The organism is Alkaliphilus flagellatus, assembly GCF_018919215.1.
GTDB classification, from domain to species: Bacteria; Bacillota; Clostridia; order Peptostreptococcales; family Natronincolaceae; genus Alkaliphilus_B; species Alkaliphilus_B flagellatus.
In genome coordinates this window covers 1-2,972 of record NZ_JAHLQK010000012.1, presented here as the reverse complement: position 1 = coordinate 2,972, position 2,972 = coordinate 1, and the positions used below count along the sequence as shown (strand labels likewise).

At 50.3% G+C, this 2,972-nt stretch carries 1 rRNA gene; it reads left to right on the top strand.

From position 1 onward, the window contains the following. The first annotated feature begins 1 nt into the window (after position 1). Positions 2-2,937: ribosomal RNA gene (locus tag KQI88_RS17695) — 23S ribosomal RNA — on the top strand. Positions 2,938-2,972: the final 35 nt, after the last annotated feature.

Genomic DNA, 2,972 nt, shown 5'->3' with positions numbered 1-2,972 from the left:
TGGTCAAGCTAATAAGGGCAGAAGGCGGATGCCTTGGCACCAGGAGTCGATGAAGGACGTGGTAAGCTGCGATAAGCCTCGGGGAGATGCAAGCAATCTTTGATCCGGGGATTTCCGAATGGGGAAACCTACTTAGGTTAATACCTAAGTATCTATTACTCAATCAATAGGTAATAGAAGACATACCAGGGGAACTGAAACATCTAAGTACCCTGAGGAAGAGAAAGAAAAATCGATTCCCTAAGTAGCGGCGAGCGAAAGGGGATAAGCCCAAACCGATAGGGTTTTCTCTATCGGGGTTGTGGACCGGTCATATATGAGGACTCATCGTAATAGAAGAGGTTTGGAAAGACTCACCATAGAAGGTAATAGTCCTGTACATGAAACGATGATATTCTAGACCGTGATCCAGAGTACCACGAGGCACGTGAAACCTTGTGGGAAGCAGGGGGGACCACCCCCCAAGGCTAAATACTACCTGGTGACCGATAGCGCATAGTACCGTGAGGGAAAGGTGAAAAGAACCCCGGAAGGGGAGTGAAATAGAACCTGAAACCTTCTGCTTACAAACTGTGGGAGCACTTTTTATGTGTGACCGCGTACTTTTTGTAGAACGGGCCAACGAGTTACGGTATGGAGCAAGGTTAAGCACCTATGGTGCGAAGCCGTAGGGAAACCGAGTCTTAATAGGGCGTCTAGTTTCATGCCGTAGACCCGAAACCGGGCGACCTACCCATGGTCAGGATGAAGCGGAAGTAAAATTTCGTGGAGGTCCGAACCGATTGACGTTGAAAAGTCACCGGATGAACTGTGGGTAGCGGTGAAATTCCAATCGAGCCCGGAGATAGCTGGTTCTCGCCGAAATAGCTTTAGGGCTAGCCTCGAGGTTAAGAGATACGGAGGTAGAGCACTGAATGGTCTAGGGGCCTTCACCGGTTACCAAAACCTATCAAACTCCGAATGCCGTTATCTTTTACTCGGGAGTCAGACTACGAGTGATAAGATCCGTAGTCAAGAGGGAAAGAGCCCAGACCATCAGCTAAGGTCCCAAAGTATACGTTAAGTGGAAAAGGATGTGGAGTTGCATAGACAACCAGGATGTTGGCTTAGAAGCAGCCATTCATTCAAAGAGTGCGTAATAGCTCACTGGTCGAGTGATTCTGCGCCGAAAATGTCCGGGGCTCAAACGTATCACCGAAGCTATGGATCCGTAAGGATGGTAGGCGAGCGTTCTATATAGGTTGAAGCTGTACCGGAAGGAGCAGTGGACTGTATAGAAGTGAGAATGTTGGCATGAGTAACGAGAGGCAGGTGAGAATCCTGCCCGTCGAAAACCTAAGGTTTCCTGAGGAAGGCTCGTCCGCTCAGGGTTAGTCGGGACCTAAGCCCAGGCCGAAAGGCGTAGGCGATGGACAACAGGTTGAAATTCCTGTACCACCTAAAATCGTTTGAGAGATGGAGTGACACAGTAGGATAGGCTCAGCGCACCGTTGGTTGTGTGCGTCTAAGCTGGTAGGGAGTTAAAAGAGGCAAATCCCTTTTAACTTAATCCTGAGAAGTGATGGGGAGCGAAATTTAAGTAGCGAACTGGCTGATTCCACACTGTCGAGAAAAGCTTCTATCGAGATTTCTAGGTGCCCGTACCGCAAACCGACACAGGTAGGTGAGGAGAGAATCCTAAGACGATCGGGAGAACTATTGTTAAGGAACTCGGCAAAATGACCCCGTAACTTCGGGATAAGGGGAGCCGGTTTTGGTTAAAGATTTACTCTGTAAGCCTCAACCGGCCGCAGAGAATAGGCCCAAGCGACTGTTTACCATAAACATAGGTCTCTGCTAAGTCGAAAGACGACGTATAGGGGCTGACGCCTGCCCGGTGCTGGAAGGTTAAGGGGAATTGTTAGCGTAAGCGACGCAATGAACTTAAGCCCCAGTAAACGGCGGCCGTAACTATAACGGTCCTAAGGTAGCGAAATTCCTTGTCGGGTAAGTTCCGACCCGCACGAAAGGCGTAACGATTTGGGCGCTGTCTCAACAATAGACCCGGTGAAATTGTAATACCAGTGAAGATGCTGGTTACCCGCGACAGGACGGAAAGACCCCGTGGAGCTTTACTGCAACTTGACATTGGATTTCGGTGCTACATGTACAGCATAGGTGGGAGACTTAGAAGCTGGGACGCCAGTCTCAGTGGAGTCATCGTTGGGATACCACTCTTGTAGTACTGAAGTTCTAACCATAGACTGTGAATCCAGTCTTGGGACACTGTCAGGTGGGCAGTTTGACTGGGGCGGTCGCCTCCCAAAAAGTAACGGAGGCGCCCAAAGGTTCCCTCAGCACGGTCGGAAATCGTGCGTAGAGTGTAAAGGCAAAAGGGAGCTTGATTGCGAGACATACAGGTCGAGCAAGGACGAAAGTCGGGCTTAGTGATCCGGTGGTTCCGAGTGGAAGGGCCATCGCTCAACGGATAAAAGCTACCCCGGGGATAACAGGCTTATCTCCCCCAAGAGTCCACATCGACGGGGAGGTTTGGCACCTCGATGTCGGCTCATCACATCCTGGGGCTGTAGTAGGTCCCAAGGGTTGGGCTGTTCGCCCATTAAAGTGGTACGCGAGCTGGGTTCAGAACGTCGTGAGACAGTTCGGTCCCTATCCGTCGCGGGCGCAGGAAATTTGAGAGGAGCTGTCCTTAGTACGAGAGGACCGGGATGGACGCACCTCTGGTGTACCAGTTGTTCTGCCAAGAGCATCGCTGGGTAGCTAAGTGCGGAAGGGATAAGTGCTGAAGGCATCTAAGCACGAAGCCCCCCTCAAGATAAGATTTCCCACTCCGTAAGGAGGTAAGACCCCAAGAAGACTACTTGGTTGATAGGCCTAGGGTGTAAGTGCAGCAATGTACTTAGCTGATAGGTACTAATAGGTCGAGGGCTTGACCAATATATTCTAACATTGTATAGTTTTGAGGGAATTAT